This is a genomic window from Chelatococcus sp. HY11 (assembly GCF_018398335.1).
Classification (GTDB): Bacteria; Pseudomonadota; Alphaproteobacteria; order Rhizobiales; family Beijerinckiaceae; genus Chelatococcus.
In genome coordinates this window covers 2354604-2372822 of record NZ_JAHBRX010000001.1, presented here as the reverse complement: position 1 = coordinate 2372822, position 18219 = coordinate 2354604, and the positions used below count along the sequence as shown (strand labels likewise).

Here is an 18219-nt window from a genome sequence, read left to right as displayed (position 1 = left end):
GCATTCTTTTCCGCCTCGTCTCCCCATCTGGCCGTCCTGGATGCGACATTCCCCGGCATGCTGTATGTCGTCGCATGGACGGCTGGAGCATTTTCGAGCGAAGGGAAAACCGGTTCGCTTGGAGACACTGGGTGGAGCGAGGTTCGGATGCGCAAAGTTCTCATCATCGGCATAGGCGCCGGCGATCCGGATTATCTCACCGTTCAGGCGATAGAGGCCCTCAACCAGGCTGATGTCTTCTTCATTCCCGACAAGGGCGCGGAGAAGGCCGCCCTCCGTGAGTTGCGTGAGGAGATCTGCGCGCGCTTCATCCGCCGACCTGGTTACCGCTTCGTGAGCATCGAGGTCCCGGTGCGCGGCAAGAGCGACGACTACAAGGCCGATGTGGCGGCATGGCATGCGGCAATCGAGGCGCGCTACACGGCTCTTCTCGAGAGCGAACTGGCCGACGGTGAAACCGGGGCATTCCTGGTGTGGGGCGATCCTGCCCTCTACGACAGCACGCTGCGCATCATCCAGGAGATCGACGCGAAGGCCCCGTTCCCGTTCGACTATCGGGTCATTCCCGGTATCACCAGCGTGCAGGCGCTGGCCGCGCAGCATCGCATCGCCCTCAACCGGATCGGCGAACCGGTGCATGTGACGACAGGTCGAAAGCTGGGCGAGGCCTTGCCGGACGAAGCAGACACGGTGGTCGTGATGCTCGACGGTGGACAGGCGTTCAAGCGTCTCGTCGGTCAGGATCTTGAGATCTACTGGGGCGCCTATCTCGGCACGCCGGAGGAAATTCTCGTGTCCGGCCCGCTCGATGAGGTCGCCGGGGAGATCGATCGTGTGAGGCGGGAGGCGCGCGATAAGAACGGCTGGATCATGGATACCTATCTCCTGCGTGGGCCCAAAACGCGCTGAGCGCAGGTCGCTGCTTCGGTACGGTGTTGCCCTGGATTGAATATTGTATATTTTATTCAGGAATGGCGTGGCGCGTGGCCCCGCCCTGGCTCAAGCCCGTTCCTGATTCCCCGCAGCTTGTTTTCGGGGGAGCGGACAATGCATTGGTCGTTGCTCACTCTGCCTGCGGTCTGATCGGTTTTGGCTCTTGGAGGAAAAAGGCATGTGGTCTGGTGTCCTTCCCGCGGTGACGTCGAAATTCAAGGAAGACGGTTCTCTCGATCATGACGAGATGACCCGTTGCTTTGCCATGCAGATGGAGGCCGGCTGCGATGGCCTCATTGTTTGCGGCTCGCTGGGCGAGGGCCCGATGATGACGCTGGATGAGCGCATTGAGGTCATGCGCACGGCGAAGTCCGTCAGCGGCGGCAAGCCCGTGTTGATGACGGTCGCCGCGGCTTCCACCCGCGAAAGCTGTGAGATCGCGCAGCGCGCCGCCAAGGCGGGCGCTGATGGGCTGATGGTGGTGCCTAGCCTTGTCTATCAGACGAACGAGGCCGAGACGGTCTCGACGCTGCGGGCGGTCGCCCAGGCCGGCGATCTGCCGATCATGATCTACTCCAACAAGATCGCTTATCGCGTCGATGTGACGCCGGCCCTGATGGAGGAGCTCGCCTCGGACAAGCGCTTCGTCGCCATCAAGGAATCCTCCGACGACATTCGCCGGACGACCGAAATCTTCAATCGCCTGGGTGATCGCTACGCCGTGCTGACGGGGGTGGACAATCTCGCCTACGAGGCGCTTGCGGTCGGCGCGGTGGGCTGGGTCGCGGGTCTCGTCTGCGCCTTTCCCAAGGAGACGGTCGCCATCTACCGCCTGATGAAGCAGGGCCGCCATGCCGAGGCGCTGGCGCTCTACCGCTGGTTCCGTTCTCTGCTCGATCTCGATGTGAGCACCTATCTCGTCCAGAATATCAAGCTGGCGGAGATGTTGGCCATTGGCTCGAACGAGCGTGTGCGCGCCCCGCGCCAACCGCTTTCCGGTGAGACACGCAAGCGTGTGGAATCGGTCATCAGGAATGCGCTAGAGATTCGCCCCGCGCTGCCGGCCTTCGGCTGAGCGCAAAGACGGAGATCGGGGCGTGACGCATCCCGCAGTCGAAAGCGAAGTGGATGTCGCGGTCGTCGGTGCCGGCATCATCGGCATAGCGGCGGCGTCCTTCCTGCAGGACGACGGGCGCGATGTTCTGCTGATCGACCGGGGCGAGCCTGCTCACGGCGCCAGCTTCGGCAACGCCGGCGCCTTCGCGTTCTCGGACATCCTGCCGTTGGCGTCTCCGGGCATCATGCGCAAGGCGCCCCGCTGGCTTGTCGATCCGCTGGGCCCGCTCACCATCCCGCCGGCTTATCTGCCCCAGATCCTGCCCTGGCTCATCCGTTTCTGGCGGGCGAGCTGGCCGGATCGCGTGCGCGACGCGATGGTGGTGCAGGCGTCGATGATGCGCCTTGCCGCGCAGGAGATGGCCAGGCTCGTCGTCTCGGCTGATCTTGGCGGCATGATCCGTTCGGACGGATCTCTCGAACTCTACGAAAGCGAGGCGGAACTTGCGGCTTCGATCGCCGGATGGACGGCTCGCGAGAAGCAGGGCATCGCCTTCCAGCATGTGCGCGGCGCTGACATGGCCGATCTCCAGCCCGGGCTGGCGCCACGCTTCGTGGCGGGCACCTTCGTTCCCGGCTGGAAGACCGTCTCTGACCCTTACGATTTTGCCAGCGCGCTCGCCGCTCGCGTCATTCGTAGGGGAGGGCACGTCGCACGACAGGATATCGCCAGGGTGCGTCCCGTCGAGGGCGGCGTTGCTCTCGATTGCGGGGATGGCAGCACCATCATGGCGCGGCAGGCCGTCATCGCCTGCGGCGCCTGGTCCAAACCCTTGGCACGCGCCCTGGGGGATGACGTGCCGCTCGAGACCGAACGTGGCTACAACACCACCTTGCCGCTGGAGGCTTTCGATATCCGGCGTCAGCTCATCTTTGGCAGCCACGGCTTCGTCATCACACCCTTGTCGTCGGGCATCCGCGTGGGCGGAGCCGTCGAACTCGGCGGCCTCACCCGGGCGCCCAATTTCGCGCGCGCGGAGGCGATGCTGCGCAAGGCCGCGGATTTCCTGCCCGGCTTGAAGACGGGCGGCGGGCGCCAATGGATGGGCTTTCGCCCGTCAATGCCCGACAGTCTGCCGGTTATCGGGCCGTCTCGCGCGGCGCGGACAATCATCTATGCCTTCGGCCACGGCCATCTCGGATTGACGCAATCGGCCGGAACGGGACGGCTGGTGGCGGATCTCATCGCGGGTCGCGCGCCGGCGCTTGATATCGCTCCCTTTTCACCGCAACGTTTCCAGAGCATTTTCGAGCGAAGTGGAAACCGGTTCGCGTGAAGAAAATGCGTAGAAACAAAGGCCTGGAGTAATCCGATGGATCGGAATTACTCCAGGAAAAGAGCGGAGGCCCCCATGGCTCGCCACAGCTTCTTCTGTATCGACGGTCATACCTGCGGCAATCCCGTGCGCCTCGTTTCGGGCGGCGGGCCGAACCTCAAGGGCGACACGATGATCGAGAAGCGCGCCCATTTCCTGCGCGAGTATGACTGGATCCGGACCGGCTTGATGTTCGAGCCGCGCGGACACGACATGATGTCCGGCTCAATCCTCTATCCGCCGACGCGCGCGGATTGCGATGTCGCGATCCTGTTCATCGAGACCTCTGGATGTCTGCCGATGTGCGGGCATGGCACCATCGGTACGGTCACCATGGCGATCGAGCACGGGCTCGTCACACCGCGTGAGCCCGGCGTGCTGCGCCTCGATACGCCAGCCGGCTTGGTGGTGGCTGAATACCGACAGGAGGGCGCCCATGTCGAGGAGGTGCGGCTCACTAACGTGCCGGCTTTCCTTCATTCCCAGGGGCTCACGGCTGATTGCCCCGTTCTCGGCGAGATTACCGTCGATGTGGCTTACGGCGGCAATTTCTACGCAATCGTCGAACCGCAGGAGCGCTATCGCGACATGGCGGATTTCACAGCCTCGGATCTCGTCCAGATGAGCCGCGGGCTCCGCCAGTCCCTCAACGCGCGCTATAGCTTTAGCCATCCGGAAAAGCCGGAAATCCAGGGGCTCAGCCATGTGCTCTGGACAGGCGCGCCGACCGAGGCCGAGGCGACCGCGCGCAACGCGGTGTTCTACGGCGACAAGGCCATCGACCGTTCCCCTTGCGGCACGGGCACTTCAGCGCGCATGGCGCATTGGGCGGCGACGGGACGGCTGAGGGAAGGGGACGCCTTCATCCACGAAAGCATCATCGGCTCGCTCTTCCATGGCCGGGTGGAGCGGACGACGACGGTGGGCGGCAAGCCGGCGATCATCCCCTCCATTGCGGGATGGGCACGGACGACCGGCTACAACACCATCTTCATCGATGATCGGGACCCCTATGCCCATGGCTTTCAGGTCCTCTGAAAGTCAGAAGTTCGGTGGTCTGACGCATGGACCATCGCGCCGGTGAGGGCTCTCCCCATCCACCGCTTTGCCATTCAAGGCCACGCGTGAGACAGAAGCGCCCGTGGCTTCAATCCAGGTAATTCGCGTATGACGATCGCCTCCCCTCGCTCTGGCAAAGCGCTACAGCACCGCACAATGGCGCAGAGTGCGACCGATGAATTGCGCCGTCGGATTCTGGACGGCGAACTGCGTTCGGGAGAGCAATTGCGCCAGGCCGCGCTGGCGGAGGAACTCGGCATAAGCCGCATTCCTTTAAGGGAAGCGCTGGTGCAGCTGGAAGCGGAAGGCCTCGTCAGGATCAACGCGCACAGGGGCGCTGTCGTGAGCGAGCTCACAAGCGAGGAGATCGACGAGCTGTTCGACCTGCGCGCCGCGATCGAGCCGATGTTGCTGAAGCGCTCCGCTCCGAAGCTGACCGGGGAAGACTTCGCCCGCATGCGTGCGCTGCTCGACGAATATGACCGGGAGCTTGAGGAGGCCAACGTGAGGCGCTGGGGCGAGCTCAATGCCGAGTTCCACCGTCTTCTCTATCAGCATGCCGGTAGACCCCGTTCGATGGGGCTTGTCTTCAATCTGTTGCAGGAGTGCGACCGCCATACGCGCGTCCAGCTGTCCATGACCGGCGCCAGAGCGCGCGCGGAGGAGGAGCATCGTGAAATCCTCCGGCTATGCGAGGATCGGCAATTCGCGACCGCCGCGAAGCTCCTGGCGTCGCATATCCTCAATGTGTCGGCATCGCTCAACGCGCTCGTGCGCACGAAATAGCCTGCGGGTCGTTACCCTCGACCAACGTCGCTGGCCGACAGGTAGATGGCCGCGACGGCTTCGATGCCGTCTTGATCCAGCGCGTCGAAGCGCCCCTCATCGGGGCTGTCGAGATCGATGACCCCGATGACCGCGCCGTCGTTGATCAACGGGACGACCAGTTCCGAGCGGGAGGCCGCGTCGCAGGCGATGTGGCCCGGGAAAGCGTGGACATCGGCGACGAGCACCGAGCTCCGTCGCTCGACCGCGGTGCCGCAGACGCCGCGACCGACGGGAATGCGGACGCAGGCAGGCTTGCCCTGGAAAGGGCCGAGCACAAGTTCGCCGTCACGCATGAGGTAGAACCCGGCCCAGTTGAGGTCCGGCATCAGATGGAAGAGCAGCGCCGATGTATTGGCGGCGTTGGCAATGGCATCCGTTTCGCCGGAGAGGAGCGCTTGCAGTTGCTCACCGAGCTCACGATAGAACGCCGCCTTGTCAGTGCTGTCCACGACGCGCGTCTCGAACATCGCTGCCTCCCTATGCGCACAGTCCGTAGAGGAAGTGGCAGCATGAGGCGCCTGGCGCAAGGTCCAATCGCGGGCGCGCGCGGTGGTGCCTGGATCGAAGCTACTCGCCCCCGGGGGGAGACGGCTCGCCTTATGCCGATGGCGGATGGTGTGCCTGCCAATGGCGAGCTATGTCCAGCCGGCGCGCCACCCAGACCTGCTCATGACTCTGGATATAATCCAGGAACCGCGCGAGGCCGCCAGCGCGGCCGGGGCGTCCCACCAGGCGGCAGTGCAGGCCGACGGTCATCATCTTCGGATGGGTCGCGCCCTCCGCGTAGAGGACGTCGAAACTGTCCTTCAGATAGCGGAAGAAGGCTTCACCATCCTGAAAGCCCTGCGGGTTGATGAAGCGCATGTCATTGGCGTCGAGCGTATAGGGAATGATGAGATGCGCGCCCTGTGGGCCCGACACCCAATAGGGTAGATCATCCGCGTATGAATCGGAGGAATAGGCGAAACCGCCTTCCTCCATCACCAGGCGCAGCGTGTTCTCGGACGAGCGTCCGGTGTACCAGCCGAGGGGGCGCTCGCCCGTCGCGTCACGATGGATGCGGATGGCGTCTTGCATGTGCGCCCGCTCCTCCGCCTCGGACATGGTGCGGTATTCGATCCACTTGAGCGCGTGGCTTGCGATCTCCCAGCCGGATTCCTTCATGGCGGCGACCTGCTCGGGGCTGCGCATGAGCGCGGTCGCGACGCCGAAGACCGTCGCCTTAAGTCCGCGCTCATCGAACATACGGCGTAGGCGCCAGAAGCCGGCGCGCGCGCCATATTCGAACATGCTCTCCACATTCATGTGGCGTTGCCCCGGCCAGGGCTGGGCACCGAGCACGTCCGACAGGAAGGCCTCGGAGGCCGGGTCGCCATGCAGAATTGAGTTCTCGCCGCCTTCCTCATAGTTCACGACGAACTGGACGGCGACACGTGCCTTCCCTGGCCACTGGACGGCCGGCGGCGTGCGGCCGTAGCCGATGAGATCGCGGGGATAGGAAGCTTCAGTCATTGTGGGAAACTCCGGCGAGCGCGAGCACGGCGTGCAGAAGGACATTGGCGCCGGCGGCGCAATCCTCCGGCGTGGCGCTCTCGGCTTCGTTGTGGCTGACGCCGTCCTTGCACGGCACGAAGATCATGGCGGTTGGCACCGCTGACGCGACGGCGCAGGCATCGTGGCCGGCGCCGGACGTCATATTCCGATAGGGCAATCCGCGTTCGGCGGCCGCCTGGGCTATCTGGGCGGCGACGTCCCGCGAGAACGACAGCGGCTCCATGCTCCAGATCGGATCAAGCGTGATGGCCACGCCCCGCGTGGCCGCGATGCGCTCGACCTCCGCGCGCATCTCGGTACGCATGCGGCCGAAGTGGTCGCGGTCTGGATGACGAAACTCCAGGCTGAAGCTGACCTCGCCGGGCACGGTATTGCGCGAACCGGGGCTGACGCTGGCCATGCCGATGGTGCCGACCCCGTCAGGGCCGTGGGCGCGGGCTATGTGCTCGGCAACCAGCGCGAGCTCCGCGAAGGCCATCAACGCATCGCGACGCAGCGTCATCGGCGTGGTGCCGGCATGGCTTTCACGGCCGCTCACCACGCCGTTGTACCACTGCTGTCCCTTCGCGGCCGTGACCACGCCGATGGTCAGGCCCTCCGCCTCGAGAAGCGGCCCCTGCTCGATATGGAGTTCCACCATCGCGGCGAAGCGCCGGGCGCCGGGTACTTCCGCACCGGCATAGCCGATGCGGGCGAGAGCCTCACCGACAGTCACGCCCTCGGCATCGCGGCAGGCGAGCGCGGCATCCAGCGTGACATGGCCGACATAGACCTCCGAGCCGAGCTCTCCGGGCGCGAAGCGCGATCCTTCCTCATTCGTCCAGTTGACGACGCAGAGCGGTGCCTCGGTCACGATGCCGGCTTCGTCCAGCGTCTCCAGCACCTCGATGCCCGCAAGCACGCCGAGGATGCCATCGAACTTGCCGCCGGTCGGCTGGGTATCGAGATGGGAACCGATGGCGACGGCCGGGCGGCCGGGCTCGCGGCCCGGTCGCTGCACATACATATTGCCGATCTGGTCGATGCCGACCTCGTAGCCGGAGGCTTGCGCCCGCGCCACCAGCCAATCGCGGACCTGCTTGTCCTCCGCCGACAAGGTCAGGCGACGGACGCCGCCTTTGGGCGTGCCACCGAAGGCAGCCGTTGTCATGATATTCGACCAGAGCCGCTCGGCATTGATCGCGAGATTGGCCGTTGACGCGTCAGGCATGGTCGGTCACAGGCTCTCGAAAAGGATGTCCTGGGCGCCTTCCCACAAGGTGCGCTTGCCGAGCGCCACGAGGTTTTCCTGGCCTTTGGTGATCGTCATGAAATGGTTGCCGGCGAGCTGCCCCATCTTGCTCGCGAAGCGCACGCCGCCATAGGCCAGCAGCATTTCCGTCTCGCTGTAGCCACCGGGATAGAAGATGAATTGACCGGGGGCGGGAAAGCTCGTGGCGTTTTCGAAGGTCAGGCCGAAATCCTGCTCGCCGAGGGGAATCCAGCAGCCCTCACCGCTCCAGCGAACGTGGATGATTCTTTCTTTGTACGGCAGGAGCTTGCGAAAGATCTCACAAGTTTTGGGCGCTGCCTCTTCTTCGAGCACCGCTTCAAACGTGTAAGGCCCTGCAGTAATACGAATTTTCGACATCGGTCCCTCGGTCTGCCTCAAGCGGCATCAGCCGCCGACAATTTACATCCAATTTGGAAGATTATTGTATACGAGTTCTTCTTGCAATGTGAACAATCATCCGCTTTCATGGGGGCAGACTGGCGGCATCCGCTGGGCGCGAGACATCGGCGTCCCAATCAAACGCGGAGCGACAGAGGGGAGAACCGAACAATGATCACAAGACGCACATCATTGAAGATCGTGGCTCTGGGAGCTGTCTCCGTTGGCGCGTTGGCTATCGGCGCGCTCACGCCTGCGCTGGCGCAGACCAAGGAGCTCAAGATCGGCTTCGTCGGGGTCACGAGCGGCCCCGCTGCGGCCTGGGGTACCTCGAACGTGCGGTCCATGCAGACCCGCGCCGACTGGCTGAATGAGCAGGGCGGCGTGAAGATCGGCAACGACACCTACAAGATCACGGTTGTGACCTTCGACGATCAGAAGGACCCGCGCCGCGCGATCGCCGGCATGGAGAAGATGGCGCAGGAAGGTATTCGTTATGTCGTCGGTCCGAATGTCGATGACGGTGCGGCCGCGGTCCGCCCTGTCGCCGAGTCAAAGGGCATTATCTATTTCCCCTACGCCTTCCCGAAGACCCTCTATGAGAAGCCGGCGTCCAACGCCGTGCTCGGCATGGTGGCGAATTACCAGTCCGCGCCCGAGATTTACAAATATCTGAAAGAAAACAAGGGCGTGAAGAAAGTCGCCTTTGTCGCGGCCAACGAGTCCGACCCGCTGAGCCAGCGCGACGGTGGCGTTGCCGCCGCCAAGGCGCTAGGCCTCGAGGTCGTGGCGGCCAACGACACCTATCAGAACGACACGCGTGACTTCACCCCCGTGCTGACGCCGATTGTTCGTCTGAAGCCGGACCTGCTCGTCCTGTCGGGCGTCGCGCCGGGGAACGCGCCGCTCCTCATCCGCGCCGCGCGCGAGCTCGGCTATCAGGGGCTGATCTCCGCGGAGACCGCCCAGGACGCGACTGTGCTGCAGGAGGGCGCGGGAGCGCTTGCCAACGGCTTTATCTCGGTTGGTGGCGCGTCGACGCCTGAAATTCGCTCCAAGGCTATGGATGAATTCATCGATCGCTACACGAAGAAGTTCGGTGAATACAACGACGAGTCGAATACCAAGGTCTATGCGCTCGACTATATTATCGAGACGCTGAAGGCCAATCCCGCGGCCATCGATAATGTCGAGGAATACAAGAAGACGATGGACAACTTCAGCGCGCCCAATCCTTACGTCAAGGATGGACATCCCCTGAAGTATGTCGGCACGACGTCCTTCGGCCAGAAGCGCCAGGTCTCCGTGCCGATGGTGGTGACAGAGTTCAAGGACGGGAAGTTCCAGACCCTGTTCGTCGGCTCGGTCGACTGACACGGCCGCCTCAATGCACCTTCGGGACCTGGGGATAAGACCCCCGGGTCTCCTGCACGCGGGGTTACGCCGAATGGAACAGGTTCTCGTTAACGGGCTCTACCTCGGTGCCCAATATGCCTTGATCGCGCTTGGCCTTACACTGATATTCGCCCTGATGAACGTGCTGAATTTTGCCCATGGGCAGATGTATGTTCTTGGAGGATTCGTCGTCTATACGATATACGGGCAGCTGCAATTACCATTCATACTGGCCTTGCTCTGTTCCGGATTGACATTGGCGGTTGTCGGGGCCCTTTGCGAAAAGTACCTGTTTCGGCCCGTCATTCGCCGCAGCCAGCGCGAGGAGAGCACCATGCTTCTCGCGGCGGCCATCGCCTTCCTGCTTGACGCGCTCATCCTGCTGTTGTTCGGGGAAAAGCAGCGCGGCGTGCCCAAAATCGTCAATGGCGTCTTCCTCTCCGACACGATCGTCATGCCTTATGATCGGATCGTCGTGGGTATCGTCGCGATCCTGATGATTCTCTCCTTCGTGCTCTATATGCAGTACAGCAAGACGGGACGCGCCATGCGGGCGCTCGCGCAGGATCGTGTCGCGGCCCAGCTCATGGGCGTCAATGTCGATCGCTACTCGATGATTGGCTTCGCGCTCGGCGCGATGCTCGCCGGTGTCGTGGGCGGTCTCCTGGTGACGATCACCGGCATCAACTCCGGTATTGGCGGTCCGATCTCGATCAAGGCCTTCATGATGGTGATGATCGGCGGTGCGGGCGTCGTCGGCGGAGCCATCGCGGGCGGCTTCATTCTCGGGATGATGGAATCCGTCGGACTGTCTGTGCTGCGCGAGTTCGGCGACATCACTTATCTTGTGATTTTCGTTCTTCTCATGGTGTTTCTCAGCATCCGCCCGAACGGGCTGATGGGCAAGCCCTGGGGGTGAGAGCATGTCCCATGTCCGCCAGGTTCTCACCGTCGCCATTGCTGCCATCCTGCTTCTGGTCATTGTGCCGGTGGCCATCAACGCGACGGGGAGAGCCGATCTTTACTATACGCTGACGTCTGTAGCCCTGTTGAGCATCATCAGTGCCGGGGTGTGGCTCACCTTTTACATCGGCCGCATCAACATCGGACAGGGCGCCTATGCCCTGGTCGGCGGCTATGTCTCCGCCGTGCTCGTGACGCGCTACGGGTTTTCCTTCTGGCTCACCCTTCCGCTGGCGGGGCTTTTCTGCGCCGGCGCCAGCGTATTGATCGGGCTGCCGATCCTGCGGCTGCGCGGCGTTTATTTCGCGATGGTCACCCTGGTCCTGACCGAGGTGGCACGGCTTCTGGCGCTGGCCTTGCCGATTACCAACGGTGCCAAGGGCATCGTCAGCATTCCATTGCCCGGGGCGGTGCAGATTTTCGGTCTGACGCTGATCCCGGACTTCGCCACACTGCAAAATCCGCGGCTCGCCTTCTACATCATGGCCGTCGTGCTCATGCTCCTGTGCTTCGTCGGCATGTACAGGCTGGTCAACTCGCGCATTGGCCATCTCTGTCAATCCCTACAGCAGAATGAGGAACTGGCCTCGTCGATCGGCGTCGATATCGCGCGGCTCCGCGTCATCGCTTATGCGATCTCGTCCTTCCTGGGTGGCGTTGGCGGTGCGATCTTCGCGTCGATTACCCAGTCCATCTACCCCTCGAGCTTCACCGTCGCGGATTCAGTCAACTTCATGCTGAACTGTTTTCTTGGTGGCCTTGGCTACGTCTTCGGCCCCGTACTCGGGACCTTCGTGCTCTACTTCGGGTGGGACCTGCTTTACCGTTTTGGCGATTTCCAGTTGCTGGTCTTTTCCATCATCCTCATCGCTCTGATGCTGGTTCTGCCGAACGGCCTACTCAGCCTGCGCCTGTCGCGCCGCCGTGGCGAGGTCTCGCCATGAACGATATTCTCGCGGTATCCGGCATCACGAAACGCTATGGCGGCCTTGTCGCGGTCAAGGACGTCTCCTTTACCGTGCGGGAAAAGGAGATCTTGTCCGTCATCGGGCCGAACGGCGCGGGCAAGTCCACACTGTTCAAGCTGATTTCTTCATTTGTCACGCCGACTTCGGGCGAGGTCCGTTTCCGGGGGGAGCGGATCTCGGGCCTCGCCCCGCACCAGACAGCCCGCAAGGGCGTGGTGCGCACCTTTCAGGAGACGACGATCTTCAAGGCGATGACGGTGCGCGACAATGTTATCGCGGCGCACCATCTGCGTTCGCGCGCGAGCCTCGCCGGCTTCTTCCTGGGCACCCGCATTGCGCGGCAGGATGAAGTGGAGTTCGGACGGTCGGCGGATGAGATACTGGCCTTCCTCGGCCTGTCGGCCATGCGCAACGAAGTCGCCAGCAACCTGCCTCACGGGCATTTGCGCGCGCTCGGAATTGCCATCGGCCTCGCCACGAACCCGGCCGTCATCCTGCTCGACGAACCTTTCGCCGGCATGAACCACGAGGAGACGCAACGCGCGGTCGAGATCGTCCGGGGTGTGCGGGAACGCGGTGTCACGGTCCTTCTGGTGGAACATGACATGCCCGCCGTCATGACGATATCGGACCGGATCGTCGTTCTCAACTTCGGACAGAAGATCGCCGAGGGAACGCCCGGAGAGATCAAGGAAAATCCGGCGGTCATCGAGGCTTATCTCGGCGTCGAAGATGAATCGATTGGACTTTGACCGATGGCTAATCTCCTGAGCCTCAAGGATGTTCAACTTTACTACGATCATGTCTATGCCTTGAAGGGCGTGTCGATCGACGTCCAGGAGGGCGAGACTGTCGCATTGATCGGCGCGAACGGCGCCGGCAAGTCGTCCATATTGCGCGCGATCACCGGCCTGAAGGGCATCCGCTCGGGTTCCATCCACTACGATGGGCGCAGCATCGACAAGGCTGGGCCGGACGCGATCGTCCGCATGGGCATTTCCATGGTGCCGGAGGGGCGGCGTGTCTTCCCGATCATGACGGTGCGCGACAATCTCTTGATGGGAGCCTTCACGCGCTCGGACAAGGGGGAGGTGAGGAACAGCCTCGACATGGTGCTGGCGCGCTTTCCCCGTCTCAAGGAGCGCTATTCCCAGGCGGCGGGCACAATGAGCGGCGGCGAACAGCAGATGCTGGTCATCGGCCGCGCGCTGATGGCACGCCCCAGGTTGTTGCTGCTGGACGAGCCCTCGCTCGGCATCGCGCCAAAGCTGGTGCAGGACATCGCCCGCTCCATCGTTGCGATCAATAGGGAGGACAAGGTCAGCGTCCTCCTGGTAGAGCAGAACTCGCGCATGGCCTTGCGCATCTCGCAGCGCGCCTATGCCATCGCGACGGGACGGGTGGCATTGAGCGGAGACTCAGCTGATTTGTTGTCGGATAGTCGTGTCAAGGAATTGTATCTTGGTGGAGAGGTTTAGGTGCGTATCCTGGTCGTGAATCCCAATACGACGGCTTCCATGACGGAGAAGATCGGGACGGCAGGCAAGCGTGTCGCAGCTGCGGGCACGGAGATCATCGCCGTCAACCCAGTCGATGGGCCGCCCAGTATCGAGGGATATTTCGACGAAGTCTACGCCGTGCCAGGCTTGCTTGCGGAAATGCGCAAGGCTCCGAATATGGATGCCTACGTTATCGCCTGTTTCGACGATACGGGTCTCGAGGCCGCGCGCTGCGTCACCAGCGCGCCGGTGATCGGCATCGGCGAGGCGGCATTCCACATGGCGAGCCTTCTGGCGGGGCGTTTCAGCGTGGTGACGACGCTGGCACGCTCGGTGCCGGCCATCGAACATAATCTCGTGAAATACGGGCTCTCGTCACGCTGCGCCCGCGTGCGCGCCTCGGACATCCCCGTGCTGGAACTGGAGCGTCCCGGCTCCGATGCCTGCCGCACGATCTCGGCGGAAATCGAGCGGGCGATCATCGAAGATCGTGCGGAGGCGATTGTTCTGGGATGTGCCGGAATGACGGATCTCGCCGATCGCCTGTCGGCGGAGCACGGCTTGCCCGTGCTCGATGGTGTGGCCTGCGCTGTGAAGCTTGCGGAGGGGCTCGTCAGCCTCGGGCTCAGAACCTCGAAGCGCGGGGGCTATGCCTCACCGGGGCATAAGTCCTTCGGGGGTATCTTCGCCCCGGCCTCACCAGGAGGCTCGGACGACTGAGGGGGAGGAGGGGCATGGGGGCGAGAGCCGTCAGGTTCATGAGGCGAGACATCGGCCGGAGATGGAAAGCTCCGGCTGAACCGGGAATTGACGTCGCACATCTGGCTGTGGCAATGGGTGCAGCTTGTGGAAAGCGCCATTCCTGTCGGAATATGTTGCTTGCTCCGAACCAGTGATCTAACGCCCGCGAGGATGGGGAGAGATACGCGCGCGTCGAACCACCGATCCGGGGAGGCATCCGGTGGGTTGTGCCTTTGCGTACAACCGGGCGGCAGGGTTCCGGAACTAGGTCCCTGAATGATACATGACTTATACGCGTGAGACGTCGTTGAAACAGGACAGCGCGCGCATCGCCGGCTGGCGGCCCCTTTATGACAGCCTGCGCGAAGCGATCATCAGCCATCGCTTGTCTCCCGGCACAAAGCTGCCGGAGGATGAGCTCGCCTCAATCTATTCGGTCAGCCGTACGATTGTGAGGGCCGCCCTGCAGGCCTTGGCGCATGACCGTCTGGTGCAGTTGAAGCCCAATCGCGGGGCTTTCATTGCCGAGCCGTCCAAGAAGGAAGCGCGCGAGATTTTCGAGGCAAGGGCCTTGATCGAGCCGAAGGTCGCCGCATTGGCCGCGGCGGCTGCCAAACCCGCCGATATCGTCCGCCTGCGCCAGCACCTTGAACGGGAACATGAGGCGCTGCATGCCGGGCGGGATGCTGACGCCATTGCCCTATCGGCGCGTTTCCATGTCGATATCGCGGAAATCGCGGATCATTCGATCCTGACGGGCTTCGTGCGTGATCTGGTCTCGCGGTCGTCTCTCATCATCGCGCTTTATTGGCGTCGTCGCGACACGACCTGCGAGCGTCACGCGCATCAGGCCTTGTGCGACGCTCTCGCCAAAGGCGCGGAGAGCGATGCGGCGGCGCTGATGAAGAGCCACATCGTCGATCTGCTCTCCGGGCTCGATCTCGGCCGCGAGAAAAAGGAAACGTCCCGGCTGGCCGACGTCCTGGCCATCGACAAGCCGTGACGAAGTGCATGGGGCAGGGGGCTATCCCCGACGCGCAGGCGCGCGCGGTCGTCGGGGATGACGCCGGCCAATCGTGGCGCGATCAGAAATAGCCGCCCTTGTCGGCGATCGACTGGATGCTCTCGCCGTCAGCGACCCAGCCGAAGATTTTCTTCTCATTTGTGAGGATTTCCTCGGCGCGCAGCAGAACGGCGATGGCAACCTTGCGCGGCACGACGATGACGCCATCGATGTCGCCGACGACGACGTCCCCGGGTCTGATCCACGCCGCGCCGATGCGGATCGGGATCTGGTAATGGGATATCAGGCAGCGCCCCAGAGAGCCGTTGGGGCTGCGATACCGGTAGTAGATGGGGAAGTCCTTGTCGAGGATCTGATGGGTGTCGCGAATGCCGCCGTCAATCACAGCGGCGCGGATGCCCTTGCCGACGGCCGTCGCCGTCATCACGCCACCCCAGGCCGTTCCTTCGAGATCGCCTGACGTATCCCAGACCACGAAGCTCCCCGCGGACATCGCGTCGAGCATGCCGGTGCGAAAGGTCAGTTCTCCCGAGACCTTGGTGCTGGGCGCGCTTTTGACGGTAAAGGCAAAGCCCGCCACGGTCTTCTCGGGCCGAAGCGGTATCAGCGAGCCCGGCAAGGCCTGGTCCATCAGGCAATGCTCACGCAGGACGTCGCTGATCGCGCCCGTGTAGATCCGTTCGTATCGCGCGAGCAACTCGTCATCGGGGATCGAGAGCGGCACGATATCGACAACTTCCCGCTCCCGGATCAACTGTTCCAGGTTCATCATGGCAGCCTCACGCTGGAGGGCACCGGTATCGGTCTTGACCGCTGAGGTCGTCATTCTGATTGTCTCCTTGTGGACTATGTCACAGGCCGCCGACGACGGGATACCAGTCCGGCCGGTAGGGGTCCTGGTGGAAGCGCGCGTAGTAGTCGCCCTTCTCCTCGTAGAAGGCCGCGTAGTGGCGCATCTTGTCTTCATCCAGCGTGACGCCGAGACCGGGGCCCGTCGGCACACGGATCGCCCCGCCTTCGTAGCGCATCAACCCACCCTCGATGATATCGTCCATGAGGTAGTGGTAATGGGCGTCGCCGGCGAAGGTCATCTCCGGTATCGTTGCCGCCGTATGCAGCATGGCGGCGAGCTCGACACCGAATTCGGATCCGGAATGCATGGCGACGCCGAGACCAAACGTCCGGCAGATCGCGGCAAGATCTTTCACGCCGCGCGGACCCTCCCAATAGTGAATATCCGTGAGCACGATATCAACGGCTGCCATGCGGATCGCGGGCCCGAGATCATCGAATTTAGCCGGATACATATTGGTGGCGATGGGAATGCGGACAGCCTTGCGCACAGCCGCGTTGCCCTCCAGGCCCCATGAGGGATCCTCCAGGTATTCCAGCCCGACGGCTTCCAGCCGCTGGCCGATGCGAATGGCCGTTGGCACGGACCACACGCCATTGGGATCAATGCGCAGGCCGAACTGCGGTCCCATCCGCTCGCGACAGAGCTCGACGGCGCGCGCCTCGATCTCGGGAGCCAGCACGCCCGCCTTCAGCTTCATGGCGTTGACGCCAAGCGTCTCATGCAATTCCTGGCAGAGATCCGCCATGTCTTCGGGATGGTCATCATGGCCGCCCCCAGGGCGATCATAGCGCCAGAAGAGATAGGCGATCATCGCAATGCGGTCACGCACCGGCCCGCCGAGAAGATCGCAGAGTGGCCGCCCCAACGCCTTTCCCTGAATGTCGAGGCAGGCCATCTCGATCGCGGCATAGAGCCTAGCATTCGAGAGATAATAGATCGCGCGCAGTGTCTTCAGCTTGATCAATTCGAGATGGAATGGGTCCATCCCAAGAATACGCGGCTTCAGTTTCATCAAGGCGCCGCGCTGATCGCCGCCGCCCACTTCCCCGAGGCCCACGATCCCCTCGTCCGTGATGAGCTCCAGCACCGTGCGCATGAGATAGCCGGGATGAACACCCGTGTTGTGGCGTAGCTGTGCGTTGAGCGGGATAGCCACGCAGCGCACCTTCATGTCGATGATCTTCATGAACTGGAGTCCTCAGTTGAGCGAGCCCCTCCGGCTGGCGAGTATCACGCGCGACCGGGCGGCGACTGGTATCGTCCGATGCTATCCAAATGCTGATTTAATCTAGTCCCGGCGCCCGCCGAGCCGGGCGTCGAGTGCGTCGCGGACGGCATCGCCGAGGAAGTTGAAGGCGAGTACAGTGATGAAGATGGCGAGCCCCGGAAAGAAGCTCATCCACCAGGACTGGTAGAACTGAATACCGGTTGCCACCATGTATCCCCAGCTCGGTGTAGGCGGCTGCACGCCGAGGCCGAGGAAGGACAGCGCGCTTTCCGTAATCAGGGCCTGGGAGGCAGACAAGGAGCCGTAAACGATGACATTGCCGGAGACATTCGGCCAGACATGGCGCAGAAGAATGCGCGCGTTGCTGACGCCGACCGATTCCGCGGCTTTGATATAGTCGATCTCGCGCAACGCCAGAACCTCGCTGCGGACGAGCCGCGCGAAGCCCGGCGTCTTGGTTATGGCGATCGCCAGCATCGCGTTCATGAGATCGGGGCCGAGCACAGCGACGATGGCGAGCGCAAGGACAAGGAGCGGGAAAGCGAGGAAGGCATCCATGATGCGCATGATAAGCGCATCCCAGCGCCCGCCCAGCCAGCCGGAGATCAACCCCAGCAGCGAGCCGGCGGCGAGCGCGATGGCGATGGCGAAAACGACGACCTGCAACGAGACGGTTGCCCCGTAGAGCACGCGCGACAGCACGTCGCGTCCGATCTCGTCGGTGCCGAACCAGTGGGCTGCACTCGGCGGCTCCATGAAGGCGTCAGGGTCGATATCGATCGGCGAATAAGGCGATAGCCAGGGAGCGAGCAGCCCCAGCAGGGCAATGATCACGAGCGCGGTGACGCCGAACGCGCCCTGCCAGGATGTGAGAACACGCCGCAGGAAGATCGCGCTGGGCGACCGCGATGCGCGCGGGCGTCCCGCGGATGGGATCTCGGCCATGGAGCTCACGTGGGTCACTGTGCCACCCTCATTCGATGCGCTCATCGTCCCGTTTCCTCGAACGTCCGCGCGGGCTTCTGTCGTTAGCCTGCCCCTAGGGCGCGAAGCGTTCGCGAGCGCGAATGGTGAAGACTGTACGCGGC

Annotated in this window: 19 protein-coding genes; 12 read left to right on the top strand and 7 right to left on the bottom strand. The window is 63.1% G+C overall.

All coding sequences use genetic code 11. From position 1 onward, the window contains the following. Window positions 1-147: 147 nt before the first annotated feature. From cobF to KIO74_RS10825, 5 genes are all read left to right on the top strand, one after another. Entirely contained in the window at window positions 148-909 is a 762-nt protein-coding gene (cobF, locus tag KIO74_RS10845) for a precorrin-6A synthase (deacetylating) (RefSeq protein ID WP_213332004.1), read from the top strand. A gap of 202 nt (window positions 910-1111) precedes the next feature. Beyond that, window positions 1112-2008 (top strand): dihydrodipicolinate synthase family protein, encoded by an 897-nt coding sequence (locus KIO74_RS10840; protein WP_213332003.1) that lies wholly within the window; start codon window positions 1112-1114, stop codon window positions 2006-2008. Window positions 2009-2030: 22 nt separating this feature from the next. Continuing rightward, entirely contained in the window at window positions 2031-3326 is a 1296-nt protein-coding gene (locus KIO74_RS10835) for an NAD(P)/FAD-dependent oxidoreductase (RefSeq protein WP_213332002.1), read from the top strand. A 75-nt stretch (window positions 3327-3401) separates the two neighbouring features. After that, window positions 3402-4403, top strand: a complete 1002-nt coding sequence (locus KIO74_RS10830) for a 4-hydroxyproline epimerase (RefSeq protein ID WP_213332001.1) — start codon at window positions 3402-3404, stop codon at window positions 4401-4403. A gap of 177 nt (window positions 4404-4580) precedes the next feature. Then, window positions 4581-5210, top strand: a complete 630-nt coding sequence (locus KIO74_RS10825) for a GntR family transcriptional regulator (protein ID WP_249730945.1) — start codon at window positions 4581-4583, stop codon at window positions 5208-5210. 11 nt (window positions 5211-5221) lie between these two features. On the opposite strand, the gene msrC is transcribed toward KIO74_RS10825, so the two are convergent. The 4 genes from msrC to KIO74_RS10805 all read right to left on the bottom strand — a co-directional run bounded on the left by msrC (window position 5222) and on the right by KIO74_RS10805 (window position 8436). Next, the gene (msrC, locus tag KIO74_RS10820) at window positions 5222-5719 is read right to left on the bottom strand and encodes a free L-methionine (R)-S-oxide reductase MsrC (RefSeq protein WP_213331999.1); all 498 of its coding nucleotides are present in this window, start codon (window positions 5717-5719) and stop codon (window positions 5222-5224) included. Between the two features lie 130 nt (window positions 5720-5849). Next, window positions 5850-6764 (bottom strand): allantoinase PuuE, encoded by a 915-nt coding sequence (gene puuE, locus KIO74_RS10815; RefSeq protein WP_213331998.1) that lies wholly within the window; start codon window positions 6762-6764, stop codon window positions 5850-5852. Further along, window positions 6757-8016 (bottom strand): Zn-dependent hydrolase, encoded by a 1260-nt coding sequence (locus tag KIO74_RS10810; RefSeq protein ID WP_213331997.1) that lies wholly within the window; start codon window positions 8014-8016, stop codon window positions 6757-6759. Before KIO74_RS10810 ends, puuE begins: the two co-directional genes overlap by 8 nt. A gap of 6 nt (window positions 8017-8022) precedes the next feature. Beyond that, the gene (locus KIO74_RS10805; protein ID WP_213334906.1) at window positions 8023-8436 is read right to left on the bottom strand and encodes a DUF3830 family protein; all 414 of its coding nucleotides are present in this window, start codon (window positions 8434-8436) and stop codon (window positions 8023-8025) included. Between the two features lie 192 nt (window positions 8437-8628). Here KIO74_RS10805 and KIO74_RS10800 point away from each other — a divergent pair, with 192 nt between their 5' ends. The 7 genes from KIO74_RS10800 to KIO74_RS10770 all read left to right on the top strand — a co-directional run bounded on the left by KIO74_RS10800 (window position 8629) and on the right by KIO74_RS10770 (window position 15026). Further along, window positions 8629-9831, top strand: coding sequence for an ABC transporter substrate-binding protein (locus tag KIO74_RS10800; RefSeq protein ID WP_213331996.1), 1203 nt, complete (start codon window positions 8629-8631; stop codon window positions 9829-9831). Between the two features lie 73 nt (window positions 9832-9904). Beyond that, window positions 9905-10771, top strand: a complete 867-nt coding sequence (locus KIO74_RS10795) for a branched-chain amino acid ABC transporter permease (protein WP_213331995.1) — start codon at window positions 9905-9907, stop codon at window positions 10769-10771. 4 nt (window positions 10772-10775) lie between these two features. Beyond that, window positions 10776-11759 (top strand): branched-chain amino acid ABC transporter permease, encoded by a 984-nt coding sequence (locus tag KIO74_RS10790; RefSeq protein ID WP_213331994.1) that lies wholly within the window; start codon window positions 10776-10778, stop codon window positions 11757-11759. Then, entirely contained in the window at window positions 11756-12535 is a 780-nt protein-coding gene (locus KIO74_RS10785) for an ABC transporter ATP-binding protein (RefSeq protein WP_213331993.1), read from the top strand. Before KIO74_RS10790 ends, KIO74_RS10785 begins: the two co-directional genes overlap by 4 nt. 3 nt (window positions 12536-12538) lie before the next feature. Continuing rightward, entirely contained in the window at window positions 12539-13261 is a 723-nt protein-coding gene (locus KIO74_RS10780; RefSeq protein ID WP_213331992.1) for an ABC transporter ATP-binding protein, read from the top strand. Then, window positions 13262-14002 (top strand): aspartate/glutamate racemase family protein, encoded by a 741-nt coding sequence (locus KIO74_RS10775; protein WP_213331991.1) that lies wholly within the window; start codon window positions 13262-13264, stop codon window positions 14000-14002. Window positions 14003-14306: 304 nt separating this feature from the next. Continuing rightward, window positions 14307-15026, top strand: a complete 720-nt coding sequence (locus tag KIO74_RS10770; RefSeq protein WP_213331990.1) for a GntR family transcriptional regulator — start codon at window positions 14307-14309, stop codon at window positions 15024-15026. 82 nt (window positions 15027-15108) lie between these two features. Here KIO74_RS10770 and KIO74_RS10765 read toward each other — a convergent pair whose 3' ends face one another. The 3 genes from KIO74_RS10765 to KIO74_RS10755 all read right to left on the bottom strand — a co-directional run bounded on the left by KIO74_RS10765 (window position 15109) and on the right by KIO74_RS10755 (window position 18121). Further along, entirely contained in the window at window positions 15109-15873 is a 765-nt protein-coding gene (locus KIO74_RS10765) for an RraA family protein (protein WP_213331989.1), read from the bottom strand. Window positions 15874-15898: 25 nt separating this feature from the next. Beyond that, entirely contained in the window at window positions 15899-17089 is a 1191-nt protein-coding gene (locus KIO74_RS10760) for an enolase C-terminal domain-like protein (protein ID WP_213331988.1), read from the bottom strand. A gap of 102 nt (window positions 17090-17191) precedes the next feature. After that, entirely contained in the window at window positions 17192-18121 is a 930-nt protein-coding gene (locus KIO74_RS10755) for an ABC transporter permease (protein ID WP_213331987.1), read from the bottom strand. Window positions 18122-18219: the final 98 nt, after the last annotated feature.